At 70.1% G+C, this 13,237-nt stretch carries 13 protein-coding genes and 1 pseudogene; 11 read left to right on the top strand and 3 right to left on the bottom strand.

Going from position 1 to position 13,237, the window contains the following annotated elements:
- Positions 1-254: 254 nt before the first annotated feature.
- The 3 genes from QIT00_RS07370 (at position 255) to QIT00_RS07360 (ending at position 5,395) form a co-directional block, all read left to right on the top strand.
- Complete coding sequence (locus QIT00_RS07370; RefSeq protein WP_282534290.1) at positions 255-1,778, top strand: FG-GAP repeat domain-containing protein; 1,524 nt, start codon at positions 255-257, stop codon at positions 1,776-1,778.
- 730 nt (positions 1,779-2,508) lie between these two features.
- Entirely contained in the window at positions 2,509-4,350 is a 1,842-nt protein-coding gene (locus tag QIT00_RS07365; RefSeq protein ID WP_282534289.1) for an FG-GAP and VCBS repeat-containing protein, read from the top strand.
- Positions 4,283-5,395: an FG-GAP and VCBS repeat-containing protein gene (locus tag QIT00_RS07360; RefSeq protein ID WP_282534288.1), complete on the top strand. Its 1,113-nt coding sequence runs from the start codon at positions 4,283-4,285 to the stop codon at positions 5,393-5,395. Before QIT00_RS07365 ends, QIT00_RS07360 begins: the two co-directional genes overlap by 68 nt.
- A gap of 120 nt (positions 5,396-5,515) precedes the next feature.
- Here the strand turns inward: QIT00_RS07360 and QIT00_RS07355 are convergent, their stop codons facing one another.
- Positions 5,516-6,295 (bottom strand): NAD(P)H-dependent oxidoreductase, encoded by a 780-nt coding sequence (locus QIT00_RS07355; RefSeq protein ID WP_282534287.1) that lies wholly within the window; start codon positions 6,293-6,295, stop codon positions 5,516-5,518.
- A 139-nt stretch (positions 6,296-6,434) separates the two neighbouring features.
- Here QIT00_RS07355 and QIT00_RS07350 point away from each other — a divergent pair, with 139 nt between their 5' ends.
- The 4 genes and pseudogenes from QIT00_RS07350 to QIT00_RS07330 all read left to right on the top strand — a co-directional run.
- Complete coding sequence (locus QIT00_RS07350) at positions 6,435-7,292, top strand: helix-turn-helix transcriptional regulator (protein WP_282534286.1); 858 nt, start codon at positions 6,435-6,437, stop codon at positions 7,290-7,292.
- A 515-nt stretch (positions 7,293-7,807) separates the two neighbouring features.
- Positions 7,808-8,134, top strand: coding sequence for a plasmid stabilization protein (locus QIT00_RS07340; RefSeq protein WP_282534306.1), 327 nt, complete (start codon positions 7,808-7,810; stop codon positions 8,132-8,134).
- A 69-nt stretch (positions 8,135-8,203) separates the two neighbouring features.
- Positions 8,204-9,166, top strand: a complete 963-nt coding sequence (locus tag QIT00_RS07335) for an LLM class F420-dependent oxidoreductase (RefSeq protein ID WP_282534285.1) — start codon at positions 8,204-8,206, stop codon at positions 9,164-9,166.
- Positions 9,163-9,351, top strand: a pseudogene (locus QIT00_RS07330) (HAD family hydrolase); the annotation flags it as partial. The gene QIT00_RS07335 and the pseudogene QIT00_RS07330, both read left to right, overlap by 4 nt.
- 88 nt (positions 9,352-9,439) lie before the next feature.
- Here QIT00_RS07330 and QIT00_RS07325 read toward each other — a convergent pair.
- Together QIT00_RS07325 and QIT00_RS07320 are read right to left on the bottom strand one after the other, a co-directional pair.
- Entirely contained in the window at positions 9,440-9,661 is a 222-nt protein-coding gene (locus QIT00_RS07325; RefSeq protein ID WP_282534284.1) for a DUF6480 family protein, read from the bottom strand.
- A gap of 3 nt (positions 9,662-9,664) precedes the next feature.
- Complete coding sequence (locus tag QIT00_RS07320; protein ID WP_282534283.1) at positions 9,665-9,904, bottom strand: DUF5133 domain-containing protein; 240 nt, start codon at positions 9,902-9,904, stop codon at positions 9,665-9,667.
- A gap of 351 nt (positions 9,905-10,255) precedes the next feature.
- Here QIT00_RS07320 and QIT00_RS07315 point away from each other — a divergent pair, with 351 nt between their 5' ends.
- The 4 genes from QIT00_RS07315 (at position 10,256) to QIT00_RS07300 (ending at position 13,217) form a co-directional block, all read left to right on the top strand.
- Positions 10,256-11,107: a HipA family kinase gene (locus QIT00_RS07315; protein ID WP_282534282.1), complete on the top strand. Its 852-nt coding sequence runs from the start codon at positions 10,256-10,258 to the stop codon at positions 11,105-11,107.
- Positions 11,104-11,487 (top strand): DUF3037 domain-containing protein, encoded by a 384-nt coding sequence (locus tag QIT00_RS07310; RefSeq protein ID WP_282534281.1) that lies wholly within the window; start codon positions 11,104-11,106, stop codon positions 11,485-11,487. Before QIT00_RS07315 ends, QIT00_RS07310 begins: the two co-directional genes overlap by 4 nt.
- 177 nt (positions 11,488-11,664) lie before the next feature.
- A complete protein-coding gene (fabG, locus tag QIT00_RS07305) occupies positions 11,665-12,426 on the top strand; it encodes a 3-oxoacyl-ACP reductase FabG (RefSeq protein ID WP_282534280.1) in 762 nt (253 codons plus the stop codon).
- 35 nt (positions 12,427-12,461) lie between these two features.
- Entirely contained in the window at positions 12,462-13,217 is a 756-nt protein-coding gene (locus QIT00_RS07300; protein ID WP_282534279.1) for an SDR family oxidoreductase, read from the top strand.
- Positions 13,218-13,237 lie beyond the last annotated feature (20 nt).

Below are 13,237 nucleotides of genomic sequence, written 5' to 3'. Positions count from 1 at the left end.
CCAACGGCCCCTGCCCCACACCCGAGAACCGGGCACGGGACTGGACGCAAGCGCACCGCCACAGCCAGTGGCGCCCGCTGTGCAAGCCCCTCGCTTTAGCGAGGGGTAGTTGACGCAACTGGCCACCTCGCTCAGGCCATGCACGTCCCCAAAGTCCCCTCGCCGACGCCCAGATCCCTGGCGACCTGCGCCATCGGCTTACGGTCAGGGCCCTCACAGGACGGAGGAACCGCACGTGCCCTTAGGCTGCTGCGATGACGGCAGCAATTCATGGTGACCCGCAGAGTTCGCCGCGGACTTCGTGTCTCCCGGGGTGTGTCGTCCTGCTGCTCGTGGTGCTGGTGGGGGTGGGCGCCGTGCAGTGGTTCGAGCGTGACTACAACCCTGGGGACGAGTGGCGGCGACAGCCGGCTGCGAAGGCACCGGCGAGAAATGGGCCGCCGGACTTCGACAAGGACGGTTATCCCGATGCCGTCAGCATTCAGCGCAACTACAGCGACGACGAAGGCCCTGCAACCGCCCGCAGCGCGATCATGGTCTTCCGCGGCGGGCCCTCGGGCCTGCGTCCCACCGGTCGCCCGCTGACGCCAGGCCACGGTACGGAGGACTCCCGTAGAGCAGCAGCGAAGTTGAGTTACGACACCGTACTCACCGGTGACTTCAACGGAGACGGCTATACGGACGTGGCCGCGCAGCGGCATCCCGAACACGGCGATGCCGAACACGGCGATGCCGAACACGGCGATGCCGACCACGGCACGAAGATCCGCAGCTCTGCGGTGATACTGCCCGGCAGCCCGGACGGCCTGCGAAACCGGCCGGTGCCCATTGCCCTGCCCGACGGCGACCGCGCGGGCACGTTCGTGGCGGGTGCGGTCGGAGACATAGACGGGGACGGGCACCTGGACCTCATCGACTCCGGTTCCGCAGCCGGACGTCCCGCACGGGTGGTGTACGGCCCGATGAGCGCCACCGGAAAGCCCGCCCAGGTCAGGACGTTCAAGACCAGCCCCCAGGCGCCCCACCAAACGGTAGGCCCGCCGGTGGTCGCCGACTTCGACCAGGACGGACGCACCGACCTCCTCATACCCAGCGACTACGGCCCCAAGGAGTACGACGAAGACGCACCGCCCACTCCCGTGCAGTACTTCCGCGGCACGCCCGAGGGTCCTGTGCTGGATACCGAACTGACGCAGCAGATCGGGCAACATGCCTCGGTCTGGACCACCGACAAGACCGAGGTGCGCACCGGAGTGGACTTCGACGGTGACGGCTACCCCGACATCCTCCCGCGCCCGGGCGTGCGGCAGATCCTGCGCGGAGGACCGGATGGGCTGCGGGAAGGAACGTTTCCGCTGACCGCTGAGGGCGACGTGGGTACCCCGCTGCTCTCCGGTGACGTGACGGGGGACGAAAAGGCCGAGTTCATCTCCACCGTGCACTTCGGCCCGACCGATGCACGGGGACGCATCCAGGTGGCCGAGCGCGGCCCCGGCGTTCGGCTTCGCCCGATTCAGGCAATCGACCTGGACACTCCGGGACTTGAGGACGGGACGCTTACGCGGGGCTCCGGCAGCCGCGATGACTTCGGCGCACAACTCCAACTCCTGGACGCGAACCAGGACGGACACACCGACGTCCTCGCCACCGGCACCGCGGACGGCCAGAACCCCCACGGCGACTACTGGTACCTGCCCGGCGGCAAAGACGGGCTGCGCACGCCCGACACCCACCGCTACACACGCGCGGAACTCGGCCTGAAGGACCTGGACGGCTGAAGAGCCATATGCCCCCGGGGGCGCCCAGTTCGGCAACAGGTGCGGTTCCCGTACGCGTTGGTCCTCCCGTCACATCGTGCCGCGCTGCCGCTCGTGGCTGTGACCGTCCCGTCGGTGTCCTCGAACCAGACGCTGTCGAGTCCCGGCCCGCCAGGGGATACGAGCGTGGCTAGTGCCTTGACGGGCACATTGACAGGGCAGCTCACTGATTCGATGGGAGGCGGCCCGCCGGCGGCTTGCCCAAGACGCCAGGTTTGCCCATCGCCTCGCCGGGACTCCCTCTGATCGATGCCCATGGGCGCGCGGCTCTGCTCGGCTGCCCCCGTCAACACGCCGGCACTCCACGCCGTCACCTACGGGTAAGCCCAAGCGCCCGGACGACCACGGTCACGCCTGGGACGGCGAGCTTTCCACCAGCGGGACGGCGGGGCGTGTCCGGAGGCTACGGAGGGACGAGTTGGAGGCTACGGAGGGATGAGTTCCGGCGAGGCCATCCGGGCACGGCAGCGGCCGGTCGTTGTTCCCCCCTCAGCCGGAATCTGAGATTCGGCTGAGCGGCCCGTCACCGTTCCGCAACACTCCTGGCTTCAGGTGGGGAGGAAACTGTCGCCGTGGGCCATTTGGGACTTGCCTTCGTCCCGAGGCCTGGGGGCAGGGTTCTCATCTGGGTCGCCGTGGACCAAGCGGACCACGCCGACCTGCCGTTGAAGCACGCTGCATTGGAGGACTCGTGCGCGACCTGGGCTCGGTCATACAAGCGGCGGCCGCCGCACGCACCGGCACCGCCCGGACCATCGCCTTGCTGGCCGCGACGGTGGCGGCGGCAGTGGTCGCGACACTGGTGTGGTGGGGCGTCGGCGATGCCGGGCCCGAGAAGGCGAGCGCGGCGTCGGCCAGTGCGGCGTGGCCGGACTTCGACGGCGACGGGTACGCGGACCTGGTAAGTCCGGCCGCCTCCGACGACCGCGTTGAGGTGTCCTACGGCGCCCGCGGCGACGGGCGACGGCAGGTGATCCGGCAGGACGTGACGTCGGCGCCGCAACGCGACGGGGACGGGATCGGGTTCGCCCGCCACACCGCCACCGCCGATCTGAACGACGACGGTCACACCGACCTCGTCGCGGATGTGCAGGTCGTCGAGGAGCAGGACGAGACGGGCGCCAAGAGCGGTCTGTTGGTGCTGTGGGGCTCGCGGGACGGCCTGTCGGCCGACGCCGGCGCCGGCACGTACCTCCACCACGTGCCCGACGACTTCAGCATCGGTGACGGTACGAGTGATCACACGCTCGTGGCCGGTGACTTCGACGGCGACGGCTCCGACGACCTGGTCGTGCGGGCCAGCGGCGAAAAGGCCTTGCTCAAGGGGCCGTTCAGCCGGGACGGCAAGGCGGCGGACACCGACCGGGTGCCGCGGGCGGGCGCCGGCACGGGCTTCTCGGGCGCCTACGCCGCCGACATGAACGGCGACGGCGCGGATGACCTGATCAGCGTGGAGCAGTCCGACGACGGCATCGGGGGCGGCGGCAAGTACACGGCGTACGTGCCGGGCGGCAGCGGTGGCCTGGGCGACCCGGAGACCTCGGTCCTGCCGGGCATCGCCAACGCCGCGGTGGGCGACGTCGACAACGACGGCTTCGCCGACCTTGTCCTGCGCCGCCACCCCGAAGGCGCCGCCGCGGACAGCGCCGTGAGCGGACCGGTCGAGGTGTTCTACGGCTCGAAGGACGGCCCGCTGCCGCAGAGCGAGGGCGGCAGGCACACGGAGATCGACCGGGACACCGAGGGCGTGCCGGGGCGCGGCAAGGAAGGCTCCGAGTTCGGTGCCGCGCTCGCCGTCGGCGACGTGGACGGCGACGGCCGCGACGACGTCGCCGTAGGCCATCCCGGCGCTGCCCGTACCGGCAAGAAGCTGCCGGGGCAGCACGACGCCAAGCAGAAGGGAGCCGGCGCCGTCGTCCTCCTCAAGGGCGGCGAAGAGGGCTTGTCCGGACAGGGCGCGCAGCTCGTCGACCAGGCCACCGGCGGCAAGCGGGACGCCCCGGAGACCAAGGACGGCTTCGGCGAGGCCGTCCGCCTTGTCGACACCGACCGCGACGGCCACGCCGACCTCGCGGCCGGGGCGCCCGGTGAGGACGAGGACACCGGCGAGGTGCGCGTGCTGCACGGCACGGACGACGGACTGACCGGCAAGGACGCCCGGTCGCTCACACCGGAGGACTTCAGCGGCAAAGGCGGAAACGGTGCGGACGACGAGGCCGACGGCTCGTCGGACAACACCGGCCCGAGCCGGTCCGGCTCCACCGGCGACGCGCCCACGGGTCCCGCCGGAACCGCCGCGGAGGCCGACTTCGACGACGACGGCCACGCCGACCTCGCGCTGGACGGCAGCCGAGGCGATGCCGGCAGCGAACCGGAGGCCGGGTACGCGGCCGTGCAGTACGGGGCCGACGGCGCGGAGCCCGCCGGCCGGCCGGCGCGACCGGATCACGCAGGACGACGCGGGAGTGCCGGGCGAAGCGGTGGAGGGCGCGGGCTTCGGCGGGCGGCCACTCGCCCGCGACTTCGACGGTGACGGCTACACCGACCTCGCCGTCACCGTGAACAAGAAGAAGGCCTCGGACAACGACGCCGAGGACGAGCGCGGCCTCATCATGCTCTTCGGTTCGAGCGAGGGCATCGGCGAGGGCGCGCCCGCCACGTACGTCAAGGACGTACCCGGCGATCTGGAGTACGGGCAGACCGCGGCGGGCGACTTCGACGGCGATGGGAAGGCGGACCTGGTGCTGGGCGTCGAGCACGAAAAGGGCCTGCTGAAAGGGCCGTTCAGCCGGGAAGGCCAGCCCGCCCGGACCGCCGCCGTCCCGACACCCGACGTGCCTGAGCGGATGGACGTGATGGACGTGATCGCCGGTGACCTCAACGGCGACGGCATCGACGACCTGGTCAGCCTCCACCAGTACGAAGACGCGCTCACCTACGACGAGCCCGAGTTGGGCCACTTCATGGCGGGCGGCAAGGAAGGCTTCACGCAGGGCGGCGAGGTCTTCGCGGGCGGCGACACCGCGACCGTCGGCGACGTCGACAACGACGGCTACGGCGACCTGGTGCTGGGGGAGCTGCCCGGACACGGACAGGACAACGACCCCGGCGGCACCGTCACGGTGCTGCATGGCGACCCGAAGGGACCAGGCCGGGCGGAGGCGCGGAGCATCCGGATCGACCAGGACACCAAGGGCGTACCGGGAGAGAAGAAGGGCAAGTACGAGGCATTCGGTAGCTCCCTGGCGGCCGGTGACGTCAACGGCGACGGCTACGCGGACATCGCGGTCGGCGACTTCGGCGACGACGCGCGAGACGTCGGCAGCGCCGGAACCATCATCGTGCTGCGTGGCGGCGAGGACGGCCTGACCGGCTCCCGTGCGCAGTCCGTGGACGCCGGACCGGAGCGGAACACGGACGAAGTGGGCTGGTCCGATGCCGTGGACTCGCTTCTGGAACTGTTCGACGCCAACGGCGACGGAAAGTCCGATCTTGCGGTGCCCCGCTCGGACGCGAGGGAGAGCGCGATATGGCTACTGCCGGGCAGCGACGACGGCATCACCGGCAAGGTCCCCTGACCTGCCGCAGCCATCTCTGCCGTGCCGATGGGTCACGATTCGAGCGATCCCGGCACAGGCGCGAGGCGCGAGGCGCAAGGCCCAAGGCGCGAGGCGCGACGCGAGTGCGCGAACCGGCTGTCAGCCGCGCACGTGCAGCCCGAAACCCGTGCGGCCCGAGGGCTCCAACCCCTCCTTCAGGTGCAGCGAGGGGATCTCGTAGTCACCGAAGTTCTGCCGCCGGAACGCGATCGGCTCGGTCGACTCCAGGGTGAGGAGGCGCTGCTCCCATGCCTTGGCGACGTCCGGATAATCCGCGCCCGTCATCCGGTCGGTGCCGTACAGCACGAAGGGCGGCAGCACCTCGATGCCCGGGTAGTAGAGGATGCCGTGGTGGATCGGGAACAGCAGGTCGTCGATGGGGCCGTTGATCCCGCGGGCGGCGTAATGGGACTCCGGGCCGCCGGCGGTCACCGACAGCAGGGCCTTCCTGCCTGCGAGGGTGCCTTCGCCGAAGCGCTCGCCGTACTTGGTGTCGCTGTGCTCGCCGACGCCGTACGCGAAGTGGAAGGTGAACACCCGGTCGACCCAGCCTTTGAGGATCGCCGGCATCGCGTACCACCACAGCGGGAACTGGAAGATGATCGTGTCGGCCCACAGCAGCTTCTCCTGCTCGGCGCGGACGTCCGGGGTGAGCGTCCCGGAGTCGAAGGCCCGGCCCGAGTCCCGGGCGACCTTCAGCGGACTTGAGGCTTCGGGGCCGTAGTCCGCGGCGTCCACGACCGCCTTCCAGTTCATCGCGTACAAATCACTCACCCGAACCTCGTGCCCGGCGGCCTCCAAGGTGGACACCGCGAGGTCCTTCAGCGAGCTGTTGAGCGACTTCGGCTCCGGGTGGGCGTAGACGATCAGCGTCTTCATGGGAACTCCTTCGGATCGGTTGCCCTCGATCCTGTAAGCCGCGTCGCCCGGCGTTCAGGGGCGCCTCTTCCATCGGACGGGACTTCCTGGTACCAGCAGGGCCACCTTCACCGGCACCACCGAGCCCATACTGAGACGCATGGACGATCTTGCGAGCTTCCTGCGGACGCGGCGTTCCCGGGTCGACCCGGCGGCCGTCGGCATCCCCACCGACAGCCGCCGCCGGGTCGAAGGGCTGCGCCGCGAAGAGGTCGCGCACCTGTCCGGAGTCAGCGTGGATTACTACGTACGCCTGGAACAGGGGCGCGCGACGCAGCCCTCCGAGCAGGTCCTCGACGCGCTCGCCCGCGTCCTCGGCCTCGACGAGACCGAACGCGGGCACCTTGACCGGCTCGCGCGGCAGCGCCGCCGCCGGGCGAAGGCGCCGGGCGGACGGGTCCGGCCGGAGCTGCTGCGCGTCCTCGACCTGGTCACCGACGCACCCGCGCTGATCATGGACCACCGCCTGGACGTGCTCGCCGGGAACCGCCTCGCGGGGCTCCTCTTCGGCCTGCCGATACCGGGCCTGAACACCGCCCGGCACATCTTCCTCGAGGAGGCCGAGCGTGGCCTTTACGCGGACTGGGAGACGTGCACTCTCGACGTCGTCGGGCACCTGCGCCTGGCCGCCGGCAAATACCCCGATGACCCCCGCCTGGCCTCGCTCGTCGGCGAGCTGGCGATGGGCAGCGAGCGCTTCCGCCGCCTCTGGGCCCGCGCGGACGTGCGCGCCCGCACACATGGCCGCAAGGCGTACCGACACCCGCTGGTCGGACTGCTGGAACTGCACCAGGAGAACTTCGCCCTACCGGACGAATCAGGCATGGAGCTGCTCGTGCTGTCCGCGGCCCCCGGCAGCCCCTCCGAGGACGGGCTGCGCCTGCTCGCGGGCCTGGACGCGGACAACGGTGACACGCAGCCCACCGTGAACGCGCTTCAACCTCGTCCTCGTCCTTGAACGCGATCTCTTCCTGACTCCGGCCGAATGTTGGTGAGCCTGTGCTGCCACAGCTCGCCCGCGCGTTCCAGGTGCGGGGATGCCGTTGAAGCCCCGGTAGTGCAGCTCGTACAGGACGTACAGGACGTAGAGGGCGAGCTGCAGATCCTCGCCGTACGGATCGGCCCCCAACGCCCTTCCCTGTTCGGGGAGTTGGCAGTCTTCGGCGGTCAGCACGGTTATCAGGGCGCTGGAAAGGGGGGCAGATCGCGACGCAGAAGCGGCGGGACACGGACACGGCCCGGCCCCGACTCGTCGACCACCTCGACCGGGCAAGCGCGCGCCGCGCCCCGTCTCGGCAGCCATGGCACGCCTGCGTTCGCAACCCGAATGGGCTCGCATTTGTCGCGGTGCCCAATTGCGCGGGTTTGAGGTGGGGGTGAGCGGGGACTCGGGGCACCCACTGTGGTTGCTCGCAAGCTCTCTGCGAAGAAGTCGCTGACCCAGCCACCACCAGCACAAAGGGGCGCTGAATGATGCCGGCAGGATCGAGTCCCAAGCGAGAGCGGCAGTACGAGCACATCAAGGAAGGCGCCCAGAAACGCGGCACCTCCACCAGTCGCGCCAAGGAAATCGCGGCGGCCACGGTGAACAAGGAACGAGCGCGTTCCGGCGAATCGAAGACGGCGAGCAAGAGCTCCACCCGCGGTTCCAAGTCCCCGTCCCAGAAGGGCGGCGAGCGTTCGCACACCGGAAAGCAGGGGCGTACGAAGGAGCAACTTTACGAAGAGGCCCAGCGGCGCAATATCGAAGGCCGTTCTTCCATGACCAAGGACGAATTGCGCAAGGCCCTCGGCGGATGACGAATTTCCTGTGCCGTAAGGCGAAGGCCCGCCGCCCGAGCCTGACCCGTCGAGCAGCGTGAGGACCTCATGACCCGGTACGGATACTTCCTGGCGAGCGAGGAGTTCGGTCCCGCCGAGCTCCTCGCCCAGGCGAAGGCGGCCGAACAGGCCGGATTCGACGCCCTCGCCATTTCGGACCACTACCACCCCTGGACGGACGCGCAGGGGCAGAGTCCGTTCGTCTGGTCGATGATCGGGGCCCTCTCCCAGGTCACTTCCCTGCCGGTCACGACGCTCGTGACCTGCCCCACCGTACGGATGCACCCGGCGCTCAACGCCCAGGCGGCGGCCACGTCCGCGGTGCTGACGAACGGGCGCTTCCGCTTCGGCCTGGGCACCGGCGAGGCGCTCAACGAGCACGTCCTGGGCGGCGCCTGGCCCGCGGCCGATCAGCGTCTCGCCATGCTGGAGGAGGCTGTCGAGGTCATGCGGCAGCTCCTCACCGGCCGCCGGACCACCCACCGCGGACAGCACTACACCGTGGAGAACGCCCGCATCCACACCCTCCCCGACGAGCCGCCACCGCTCTACGTATCGGCCTTCGGCCCGCAGGCGGCCGCCCTGGCCGGGCGCATCGCGGACGGCTTCGTCACCATGACGCCCGACGGGGAACTCGTGGAGCACTTCCGCGACGCGGGCGGCACCGGCAAACCGGTCCTGGGCGGGCTGAAGGTCTGCTGGGGCCGCGACCGCGATCAGGCCGTCAAGACCGCGCACCGCCTCTGGGCCAACCTCCTACTGCCGGGCGAGCTGGGCCAACTCCTGCCGACGCCCCAACACTTCGAGCAGGCCGTCGACCTGGTCACCGAGGACATGGTCCGCTCCGACATGACGTGCGGTGACGACCTGGACGAGCACCTGAGCTCCGTCCGCGCGTACGAGGACGCCGGCTTCGACGAGGTGTACATCGGCCAGATCGGCAGCGAGCAGCAGGGCTTCTTCGACTTCTACGGGGCCGAGGTCCTGCCCCGCCTGCGCGGCACCGCGTGACGTCCGGGCGGAGCGGCCCGTACGCGGCGCTCTTCGACGTCGACGGCACACTGGTCGACACCAACCACCTGCATGTGACGTGCTGGTGGGAGGCCTTCCGGCAGGCCGGGCACCGGGTGTCCACCCACGCCATCCACCGGGCGATCGGCCTCCCCTCCGGCGACCTCATCGACCACCTCCTCGGAACTGGAGGCTCTGAAGCCTTTCCCGCAGGGGCAGGGCGTGCCATTCCACTGAGAAAGGGATGGCGCCGCCAGCCACTCCCATCACGGTCTACAGCGCCACGACCATCGCAATCAGACCGATAGCGACCAAGGCGACGACCACCATGATCAAGACCAGTGGCATCGCCCCCCACCCCTTGCGCAGTTCAGGCGGCTCCGGATGTGAAATGCCAGAAGTGCCGCCCTCGGCGGGTGGTGTTTCACCAGGCGGCACTTTGCCTCCTGGTTCGAGCCCTGGTGTGCGTTCCGGGTCAGGGTCGGGTGTCGTCATCGCTCATGCTCCTGAATCGGTCGAGCGGGAGAGGGCTCGATTCGGCTCGTCGTGCAGATAGGCCTCCGCCGCAGCTACGGCTTGATCAACCTGCCGCTCACCCATGAGCACACACAACGTGTAGCCGTCGCTGTCCATACGGGCGAGCGCGCCGGGCTCTCCTGAATTCCTCTGGAACAGCCATACGGATTTTCGGTATTCCATAAGCGCGCGAGCGACATCGGCCTTGTTCGGAATCAACATCGCACTCTCCTCCGGCCCTGCGCCCACCCTGCCCTCTCGGGGTGCCCTTGCAGAGGTGCATGAAACAGTTACCGAATCCGCCCAAGCGCCGCGCATAACGATCTGACGGAGGGATTTCTGAAAGCGGTGCCGTCGTGCCCACATGGGAATGGCCTCCCGACCACAGCCGGGCGGACAGCCCAGTCGGGGTGCCGCAGTAGAGGCCGGCCGAGCCTGGATGCGCGGTGACCGGATGTGAGGCGAGGGCTCCCCAGATTCTCCCCGAGGACGATCGGGTGGGTCGGCCGACTGAGCGACGTCGTTGAACCGACCGAGGATCCAAAGGTGAGATCGGCCGGATAACCTCGAGAAATGCTTACAGAAGTCGTTGCGACTCGCTATGTCACACCCCTGAGGGAGGGCGGCTCGCTGCCCGGCATCGTCGAGGCCGACGATCTCGGGACGTACGTCATGAAATTCACCGGGGCCGGACAGGGCCGCAAGACGCTCGTCGCGGAGGTCGTCTGCGGGCAGCTGGCGCGTCGGCTCGGGCTGCGGGTGCCCGACCTCGTGCAGATCCAGCTCGACCCCGTGATCGGCCTGGCCGAGCCCGACCAGGAGGTGCAGGAGCTGCTCAAGGCCAGCGGCGGCCTCAACCTCGGCATGGACTACCTGCCGGGCTCCCTCGGCTTCGACCCGCTCGCGTACGAGGTGAGCGCCGTCGAGGCGGGGCGCGTGGTCTGGTTCGACGCGCTGATCAACAACGTCGACCGCTCCTGGCGCAACCCGAACATGCTGGTGTGGCACGGCGGCCTGTGGCTGATCGACCACGGCGCGAGCATGATCTGGCACCACAACTGGCGCACCGCCCAGGCCGCGGCCGCGAAGCCGTACGACGCCTCCGACCACACGCTCGCGCCCTTCGGCCCGGACATCGCCGCGGCCACCGCCGAACTCGCCCCGCGCGTGACGGAGGAACTCCTCACCGAGGTCGCCGCCGACGTCCCCGACGAGTGGCTGGTCGACGAGCCCGGCTTCGACAGCCCGGACGAGCTGCGCCGCGCCTACGTCGACGTGCTGCACGCGCGCGTGCGGGGCCTCGCCGAGCGGATCACCCTCGGCCCGCGCGTCGAGCGCAAGCAGTCCAACGCGCCGGGGTGGCTCACCGACCACCTCACCCCGTGGCCGCACCCCACCAAGGACAAGAAGGGCGCGGGCCAATGAGCGAGCGCGATGTGTTCGAGTACGCGCTGCTGCGGGTGGTCCCGCGCGTGGAGCGCGGCGAGCAGTTCAACGCGGGCGTGGTGGTCTACTGCCGCGCCAAGTCCTTCGTGGCCGCCCGCACCCACCTCGACGAGCGCAAGCTGACCGCGCTCGACCCGGCCGCGGACGTCGCGGGCGTACGGGCCGCGCTGCGCGCCGTCGAGGGCGTCTGCCGGGGCGGCGAGGACGCGGGCCAGGCGGCGCGGGACGACGTCGGCCGGCGCTTCCGCTGGCTGATCGCGCCCCGCTCCACGGTGGTCCAGCCGGGCCCCGTGCACTCCGGTCTGACGGCCGACCCGGAGGCCGAGGTGGAGCGGCTCCTGGACCTCCTCGTGCGCTGAGCCCGAGGCTGAACTCCGTCCCTCGGGAAGCCCTGGACCGCGGTGGGCCGTTGACACCGGGTGCCAGGGCTTCTAGCGTCACGGATGCGTAGGTACTAAGCGGTCGCTCACCGGCCTGGGGAAGGTCCTGGCGGGAGCGCCGCGAGAGCCGCATTCCAAGGGCGAGGGAGAACCAGCATGTCCACCACCGAGCAGCGCGTCGCCGTAGTCACCGGAGCCGCGCGCGGCATCGGCGCCGCCACCGCGATCCGACTGGCCGCCGAGGGCCGCGCCGTCGCCGTCATCGACCTCGACGAGGCCGCCTGCAAGGACACCGTCCAGCAGATCCAGGCCGCCGGCGGCAAGGCGATCGCCGTCGGCTGCGACGTCTCCGACGAGGCGCAGGTCGAGGCCGCCGTGGCCCGGATCGCGGACGAGCTCGGCGCTCCCACGGTCCTCGTCAACAACGCGGGCGTGCTCCGCGACAACCTGCTCTTCAAGATGAGCGCCTCCGACTGGGACACGGTCATGAACGTGCACCTGCGCGGCGCCTTCTTGATGTCGAAGGCCTGCCAGAAGCACATGGTGGACGCGGGCTTCGGCCGGATCGTCAACCTGTCCAGCTCCTCCGCGCTCGGCAACCGCGGCCAGGTCAACTACTCGGCGGCCAAGGCCGGCCTGCAGGGCTTCACCAAGACCCTCGCCAAGGAGCTCGGCAAGTTCGGCATCACCGCCAACTCCGTCGCCCCCGGCTTCATCGTCACCGAGATGACCAAGGCCACCGCCGAGCGCGTCGGCATGGGCTTCGAGGACTTCCAGGCCGCGGCCGCCACCCAGATCCCGGTCCAGCGCGTCGGCCGCCCGGACGACATCGCCAACGCCATCGCCTTCTTCACCGGCGACGCGGCGGGCTTTGTCTCCGGCCAGGTCATGTACGTCGCCGGCGGCCCGCTCAACTGACCGGCCGCACCCCGACAGACGCAAAGGACAGCAACATGACCGTGCAGGACAGCGGCCGCGCGGCCCTCGTCACCGGCGCGAGCCGCGGCATCGGATACGGCATCGCCGAGGCGCTCGTCGCCCGCGGCGACCGGGTCTGCATCACGGGACGCAACGAGGACGCGCTCAAGGAGGCCGTCGAGCAGCTCGGCGCCGACCGGGTCATCGGCGTCGCGGGCAAGGCGCACGACGAGGCCCACCAGGCCGTCGCCGTGGAGCGCGCCATGGAGGCCTTCGGCCGGGTCGACTTCCTGGTCAACAACGCCGGTACGAACCCGGTGTTCGGGCCGATGGCCGACATGGACCTGAACGTCGCGCGCAAGGTCTTCGAGACCAACGTGATCTCGGCACTCGGCTTCGCCCAGCGGACCTGGAAGGCCTGGCAGTCCGAGAACGGCGGCGCGATCGTCAACATCGCCTCCGTCGCCGGCGTCTCGGCCTCCCCGTTCGTCGGCGCGTACGGCATGAGCAAAGCCGCGATGGTCAACCTGACGCTGCAGCTGGCGCACGAGTTCGCGCCCAAGGTGCGGGTCAACGCCATCGCGCCCGCCGTGGTGAAGACCAAGTTCGCCAAGGCGCTGTACGAGGGCCGCGAGGAGGAGGTCGTCTCCGCCTACCCGCTGGGCCGCCTCGGCGTACCGGCGGACATCGGCGGGGCCGCCGCGTTCCTCACCTCGGACCAGTCGGACTGGGTCACCGGGCAGACGCTCGTCGTGGACGGCGGCATCTTCCTCAATGCGGGCGTCGGCTGACCAAACGCCCAAGCCGGTAC

The sequence above is a fragment of the Streptomyces luteolus genome (assembly GCF_029968015.1).
Classification (GTDB): Bacteria; Actinomycetota; Actinomycetes; order Streptomycetales; family Streptomycetaceae; genus Streptomyces; species Streptomyces luteolus.
Note: the sequence above shows the minus strand (reverse complement) of the source record. Positions and strands in the feature narration are given on the sequence as shown.

Excerpts from the sequence above, each read along its gene's own strand:
- QIT00_RS07370 (WP_282534290.1), top strand. The coding sequence starts at position 255 with ATGACGGCAGCAATTCATGGTGACCCGCAGAGTTCGCCGCGGACTTCG.
- QIT00_RS07355 (WP_282534287.1), bottom strand. The coding sequence starts at position 6,295 with ATGAAGACGCTGATCGTCTACGCCCACCCGGAGCCGAAGTCGCTCAAC.
- QIT00_RS07350 (WP_282534286.1), top strand. The coding sequence starts at position 6,435 with ATGGACGATCTTGCGAGCTTCCTGCGGACGCGGCGTTCCCGGGTCGAC.
- QIT00_RS07340 (WP_282534306.1), top strand. The coding sequence starts at position 7,808 with ATGCCGGCAGGATCGAGTCCCAAGCGAGAGCGGCAGTACGAGCACATC.
- QIT00_RS07335 (WP_282534285.1), top strand. The coding sequence starts at position 8,204 with ATGACCCGGTACGGATACTTCCTGGCGAGCGAGGAGTTCGGTCCCGCC.
- QIT00_RS07325 (WP_282534284.1), bottom strand. The coding sequence starts at position 9,661 with ATGACGACACCCGACCCTGACCCGGAACGCACACCAGGGCTCGAACCA.
- QIT00_RS07320 (WP_282534283.1), bottom strand. The coding sequence starts at position 9,904 with ATGTTGATTCCGAACAAGGCCGATGTCGCTCGCGCGCTTATGGAATAC.
- QIT00_RS07315 (WP_282534282.1), top strand. The coding sequence starts at position 10,256 with ATGCTTACAGAAGTCGTTGCGACTCGCTATGTCACACCCCTGAGGGAG.
- QIT00_RS07310 (WP_282534281.1), top strand. The coding sequence starts at position 11,104 with ATGAGCGAGCGCGATGTGTTCGAGTACGCGCTGCTGCGGGTGGTCCCG.
- fabG (WP_282534280.1), top strand. The coding sequence starts at position 11,665 with ATGTCCACCACCGAGCAGCGCGTCGCCGTAGTCACCGGAGCCGCGCGC.
- QIT00_RS07300 (WP_282534279.1), top strand. The coding sequence starts at position 12,462 with ATGACCGTGCAGGACAGCGGCCGCGCGGCCCTCGTCACCGGCGCGAGC.